The organism is Sphingomonas bacterium (assembly GCF_903643065.1).
Taxonomy (GTDB): Bacteria; Pseudomonadota; Alphaproteobacteria; order Sphingomonadales; family Sphingomonadaceae; genus Sphingomonas.
Genome location: NZ_CAHJWX010000130.1, coordinates 1 through 6,114, shown reverse-complemented (window position 1 = coordinate 6,114; position 6,114 = coordinate 1). Strand labels below are relative to the sequence as shown.

Annotated in this window: 3 protein-coding genes and 1 pseudogene; 2 read left to right on the top strand and 2 right to left on the bottom strand. The window is 72.7% G+C overall.

What is annotated here, in order from left to right; all coding sequences use genetic code 11:
* Positions 1–416, top strand: a pseudogene (locus HUU95_RS06115) (CCA tRNA nucleotidyltransferase); the annotation flags it as partial.
* Here HUU95_RS06115 and HUU95_RS06110 read toward each other — a convergent pair.
* Together HUU95_RS06110 and parC are read right to left on the bottom strand one after the other, a co-directional pair.
* Entirely contained in the window at positions 411–2,147 is a 1,737-nt protein-coding gene (locus HUU95_RS06110) for a putative bifunctional diguanylate cyclase/phosphodiesterase (RefSeq protein ID WP_174279303.1), read from the bottom strand. The pseudogene HUU95_RS06115 and the gene HUU95_RS06110 sit on opposite strands and share 6 nt — an antisense overlap.
* A 71-nt stretch (positions 2,148–2,218) precedes the next feature.
* On the bottom strand, positions 2,219–4,468 hold the full coding sequence (parC, locus tag HUU95_RS06105) for a DNA topoisomerase IV subunit A (RefSeq protein WP_174279302.1): 2,250 nt from the start codon (positions 4,466–4,468) through the stop codon (positions 2,219–2,221).
* 192 nt (positions 4,469–4,660) lie between these two features.
* Between parC and HUU95_RS06100 the strand changes: the two genes are divergently transcribed.
* Positions 4,661–5,734, top strand: coding sequence for a hypothetical protein (locus HUU95_RS06100; protein WP_174279301.1), 1,074 nt, complete (start codon positions 4,661–4,663; stop codon positions 5,732–5,734).
* The last annotated feature ends 380 nt before the right edge of the window (positions 5,735–6,114 follow it).

Genomic DNA, 6,114 nt, shown 5'->3' with positions numbered 1-6,114 from the left:
AGGCGGCGGCAGGCATCGCGCCCGACGCGATCCGGCGGCTCGCGGCGCTGGTTCCCGCGCAGGCGGCCGCGTCGGTGGGCGCTCGGCTGAAGCTGTCCAACGCGGATCGCCGCCGGCTGGAGGGAGCGACGGGGCCGCTCGGCGGCGAGGGTCCGGCGGCGCTCGCCTATCGGATCGGCGTGGAGGGCGCGACCGACCGGATGCTGCTGCACGGCCTGGATCCGGCGCCGCTGGCCGGGTGGAGCCCGCGCAAGCTGCCGATCGGCGGCGGTGCGCTGGTCGCGCGCGGCCTGCGCAAGGGGCCGGCGGTCGCCGCCGCGCTGGCGCGGATCGAGACCCGCTGGGTCGGGGAGGGGTTTCCGGACACGGCCAGGGTGGAGGCGATCGCCGACGAGGAGGTGGCGGCGGCCCTATAATCCGGCCATCAATCCGGCCGTCGCGAACTGGCCGTTGCGCGCGACGACCAGCGCATAGGCTTCGTCCGCCTCCAGCGGTCGCGCATAGGCATAGCCCTGGCCATAGGTGCAGCCCATCGCGGCGAGCGTCCGCCCGAGCTCGATCGTCTCCACCCCTTCCGCCACCGTCGACATCCCCAGCGCCTGCGCGAGGCTGAGCACCGCGCGCACGATCGCGACCTTGTCGGGGTCCGCGAGCATGCCGGTGACGAAGCTGCGGTCGATCTTCAGCGTCCCGATCGGCAGCTTCTGGAGATAGGCGAGATTGGAGTAGCCGGTGCCGAAATCGTCCATGGCAAGGCGCGTGCCCAAGGTGCGGAGGTGTTCCAGCGTGCGCCCGATCCGGTCGGGATCGGCGATCAGCGCGCTCTCCGTCAGTTCCAGCGTCAGCCGGTCGCCCGCCAGGCCGTTGTCCTGCAGCGCCTTTTCGACCGCGGGCGCGATGGAGTCGCGCTGGAACTGGATCGCCGAGACGTTGACCGCCATCCGGACGCCGCAATCGCCGCCGCCGCCGCCGTCCTCGCGGGACCGCGCGTCCCAGCCCGCCAGCGTCCGCGCCGCCTCCGCCAGCGCCCAGCGGCCCAGCGGCACGATCAGCCCCGACTCCTCGGCCACCGCGATGAAGCTGGCGGGCGCATGTTCGCGACCCTTCTCGTCCGTCCAGCGCGCCAGCGACTCGAAAGCGTGGATCCGGCCCGTCGCCAGGTCGCAGATCGGCTGGAACGTCAGGCGCAGCTGACCCTGCTCGATCGCCCGGCGCAGCGCGGTCTCGATCCCGAACTGCTCGCGCACCGCATCGAAGGCGTCCGTCCGGTGCGCTTCGGTATGCCCGCTGGTCTTGCCGCGCTTGGCCGCGAACTGCGCGTTCCGGATCAGCTCGTCCGGGTCGTCGGCGCAGCCGGCGCCCAGCGCGATGCCGATCGCGCACGACACGCGGATCTCGTAGTCCGATAGCCGGAACGGGTGCGCCAGCGCGCCGCGCAGCCGCTTGGCGAGATGGTCGGGATCGGCGGCGTCCTCGACCGCCATCAGGATGCCGAACTCGTCGCCGCCGGTGCGAGCGAGCACGTCGCCCGCGCGCAACGCGCCGCGCAGCCGCCGCGCGACCGAGATCAGCAGCTCGTCGCCGGTCATCCCGCCCAGACAGGCGTTGATGCGACTGAAACGCTCCAGGTCGACGATCATCACCGCATGCCGGGCGAGCGACGACTGCGGCATCGCGTCGAGCCGGTCGCCGAACCCGGCGCGGTTCGGCAGGCCGGTCAGGCTGTCGGTCGCCATCTCCCGGCGCAGGCTGTCCTCCGCGCGAAGCTCGCACGTCTGGTCGATCAGGCTGACGAGGCAGCGGCCGGTCCCCCCGGCATGGACGCGGGCGACCGTGACGCGATAGTGGCGCGCGTCCACCCGGTCGCCCGCCGCCCATGCGAACTCCTCGCGCCCGCCGCCGCCGCGGCAGAAGGCGAGCAGGCGCTCGCCCAGCCGCTCCACCAGCATCGACCGGTCGGCGCCGGAGCCCAGGCCCGCGGCCCGGAACGCGTGGTTGGTCGCCACGAACGCCAGCGCGCCGTGCGCGCAGTCGACCAGCGCGGCCGGGATCGACAGGAGGTCCAGCGCCCCTTCCGCCACGCTGAGCTCGCGCGGCGCCGGGGATGCGAGGCGCGGCGGCAGGTCTGCGGGAAGGGAAGCGGCCATGTCGCCGGCGGGATAGCCAGCCGCGGGTTAAAGAGGCTTGAAATACCCGGATCGGGTTATGTCGCCCCGAATCAGAAGCGGTTGTCGCGCGGAAAGCCGGTCGGCGGCATCCGTCCCGCCGCGCCGCGGGCCGCGCGCCAGGGCCGAAGATCGGCCTCCGTCCGGGTGCGCCCGCTCCCGCCGCCCATCGGCCAGCTCAGCCCCGTCGCGAAGACGAAGGGGATCGCATCCGACAGGCCGCCATCGCCATACCGCTGGAGCTGCACCCCCTGGCCGCGCGTCATCTCGGGCAGTTCGGCGAGCGGGAACGCCAGCAGCCGCCGGTTGTCGCCGATCACCGCCAGATAGTCCGCCTCGGCCGGTATCGGCCGCACCAGTTTCAGGGCCGCGCCCGCGCGCGGCGTCATCACCGTCCGGCCCTTGCGCGTCTCGGCCAGCACGTCGGCGGCGGGCACCACGAACCCGCGCCCGTCGCTCGCCGCAACCAGCAGCCGGACGCCCGGCCCCGCGCCCAGCAGCGCGACGATGCCGGTATCGCCGTCGAGGTCGATGGTCAGCCGCACCGGCTCGCCGAAGCCGCGCCCGCCGGGCAGCTTGTCGGCCGCCAGCGTGAAGAAGCGGCCGTTGGCGGCGGCGAGCAGCAGCTTGTCGGTGGTCTGCGCGTGGAAGGCGAACTGCGGCCCGTCGCCGTCCTTGAACTTCAGCGTCTCGGCCGACGCCAGGTCGACGTGCCCCTTCATCGCGCGGATCCAGCCGCGCTGGGACAGGAGGACGGTGATCGGCTCGCGGTCGATCATCGCCTCGAGCGGGATGTCGCGGGTCGGCGGCGCCTCCGCGATCGCTGTGCGGCGGCGGCCGAGCGGCGTCTGCGCACCGTAGCGGTCGCGAATCCTGCCCAGGTCCCGCTTCATCCGCGCGCGCTGCCTCTTGGGATCGGCGAGCAGGGCGGCAAGGCTGGCCTGTTCCTTCTCCAGTTTCGCCTGCTCGCCGCGCAGCTCCATCTCCTCGAGCCGCCGCAGCGAGCGCAGCCGCATGTTCAGGATCGCCTCCGCCTGTCGATCGGTGAGCTGGAACTCCGCGACCATCACCGGCTTGGGCTCGTCCTGCGTACGGATGATCGCGATCACCCGGTCGAGGTTGAGGAAGGCGACGATATAGCCGCGGACCAGCTCCAGCCGGTCGGCGATCCTGGCCAGCCGGTGCTCCGTCCGGCGGCGCAGCACGACGAACTGATGGTCGACCCAGGCGGCGAGCGCGGCGCGCAACGACAGGACGCGCGGCGTGCGGTCCTTGTCGAGCACGTTGAGGTTGAGGGGGACCCGGATCTCCAGGTCCGACAGGCGGAACAGCCCCTCCATCAGCACGTCGGCATCGACGGTGCGGCTGCGCGGTTCCAGCACCAGCCGGATCGCGGCGTCCGACTCGTCCCGCACGTCGGCCAGGATCGGCAGCTTGCGATCGTTCACCAGCGCGGCGATCTGTTCGATCAGCTTGCCCTTGGCGACGCCATAGGGGATCTGGTCGACCACGACCTGCCAGCCGCCGCCCTTCTCGCGCTCCACCGACCAGCGCGCGCGCACGCGGAAGCTGCCGCGGCCGGTCGCATAGGCCTCCCGGATCGCGGCCGGCGGGTCGACCACCAGCCCGCCGGTCGGGAAATCGGGGCCGGCGACATGGGCGAGGATCGCGACGTCGTCCGCGTCCGGCGCGTCCACCAGCAGGATCGCCGCGTCCAGCAGCTCGGCGGCGTTGTGCGGCGGGATGCTGGTGGCCATGCCGACCGCGATGCCCGCGGCGCCGTTCGCCAGCAGGTTGGGGAACGGCCCCGGGAACAGCTCGGGCTCCTGTTCCTCACCGTTGTAGGTCGCGCGATAGTCGGTCGCGTCCTCGTCGAGCCCGTCCATCAAGTCGATCGCGACCGGCGTCAGCCGCGCCTCGGTGTAGCGATAGGCGGCGGCGTTGTCCCCGTCGATGTTGCCGAAATTGCCCTGCCCGTCGACCAGTGGATAGCGGAGCGCGAAATCCTGCGCGAGGCGGACCATCGCGTCATAGACCGACTGGTCGCCATGCGGGTGGTATTTGCCGATCACGTCGCCGACGACCCGCGCGCATTTCTTGTACCCGGACGCGGGGTCGAGCTTCAGAAGCCGCATCGCCCAGAGCAGGCGGCGGTGGACGGGCTTCAGGCCGTCGCGCACGTCGGGCAGCGATCGCGCGGTGATCGTCGACAGCGCATAGACGAGGTAGCGGTCGGACAGCGCGCTGTCGAACGGCGCGTCCAATATGCCGATCGGCGGCTCGGAGAAATCGGGGGCGGCCATGCGTCGCCGACCGGTAGAGCCCGGACGCGGCGGCGGCAACATCGCGCCGCGCTCCGGCACGGTCGCGGGGTATGGGGGGCATGGGGGAGGCAGGTGCCGGATTTGCGACGAACCGAAGGCGACGGTGCGGTTCGCGCGCGCCGGCGGCGTCTGAAAGGCGTAGGGGCGGCTCCGGGGCCGACGAGGTGGTGAATGCACGGCACGCTAGCGACACAGGCGACGGCCCCGGTCCATGGCCGCAGGAGCCGTGTCGGGGCGGCCCTGTCTACGATGATCGGGCGGACGGGGATCGGGTCGACGGTGATCGGGCGGGCGGGGCCGATCGGCCGTTCGGTCCGGGGCTGGGCGCTGGGTCCCGTCCGGACGACGCTCGGTCGCTACGCGGGGCCGGCGCTGTCGCTGGCGATCCTCGCGGCGGCGCTGATCGAGCTCGGCCGCATCGATCTTGGCCGCATCGTGTCGCTGGTCCCCGCGCGGCCGTCGTTCTGGGCGGTGTTCGTGCTCGCCTACATGCTGCAGCCGCTGTGCGACTGGGCGATCTATCGACGGCTGTGGGCCATTCCGCCGTCCGCGCTGATCGCGACGATGCGCAAGACGATCGGCAACGAGCTGTTGTTCGGCTATGTCGGCGAGGCGTATCTCTATTCGATCGCGCGCAAGCGGGGCGAGGGCGCGGCGGCGGCGTTCAAGGCGGTGCGCGACGTCGCGCTGCTGTCCTCGGCGGTCGGATCGGTCACGACGCTGACGGTCCTCGCGCTCGCCTGGCCGTGGCTCGCGCATCTGTCGCTGGGCATCTCCCCGGCCGTGCTGGCGGGGGCGCTGGCCGTGATCGCGGTGCCGCCGATCGCGGCGCTCGCGCTGCGCTCGAGGCTCAGCCTCCCGGGCGCGTCGCTGGCCCGCATCGCCGGCTGGCATGCGGTCCGCGCGGGCGGCACCGTGATGCTGACGGCGGTGCTGTGGCATCTGGCGATGCCGGCGGTCGCGGTTAGCTGGTGGCTGATCCTGTCGGCGGTGAAGCTGCTCGTGTCGCGGCTGCCGTTCGTGTCGAACCGCGAACTGATCTTCGCCGGGATCACCAGCCTGCTGCTCGGCCATGCCGCCGACGTCACCGCGCTGATGGCGATGATGGCCGCGCTGATGGTGGCGGCGCATGTGCTCGCCGGCATCGGTGCCGGCCTGGGCGGCGTGGCGGCGTCCGGTTTCGCGGGCCTGCGCGGCGACCGTCGTTCGGCGCGCCGCGCCTCGGACCGCGCACTGGTGGCCTGAGCCGGTCCGGCGTCGACCGGACCCATGGGCGGCGGCGTCCCCAAGGGTCAGGCGCCTCCGGCCTGCCACGCGCTACGTTCGCGAGCCCAGGCCCAGGCCCAAGCCAGCCCTCCGCTCTCCGCCTTCCGCTTTTTCCGCATGTGACGGTGCGGATCGCCGGTCACGGCGGCGTCTCGTCGGTGATTGGGCGCGGGTGCCGGATCAAGAGACTCTGGCGGGCGGGGCGGCATCGGGGTGCCAGGCGCCCCCACGTCGGTTCCGATCCGGATGCCGCCGCCGTCTGTGACGGAGCGGAGCCATGTTGCTGGACCTCGATCTCGCCCACGCCTGGCCGTGGGACGACGGGCGTGACGCGGAGCGGCGGCGGTCGGCCGCAGCGC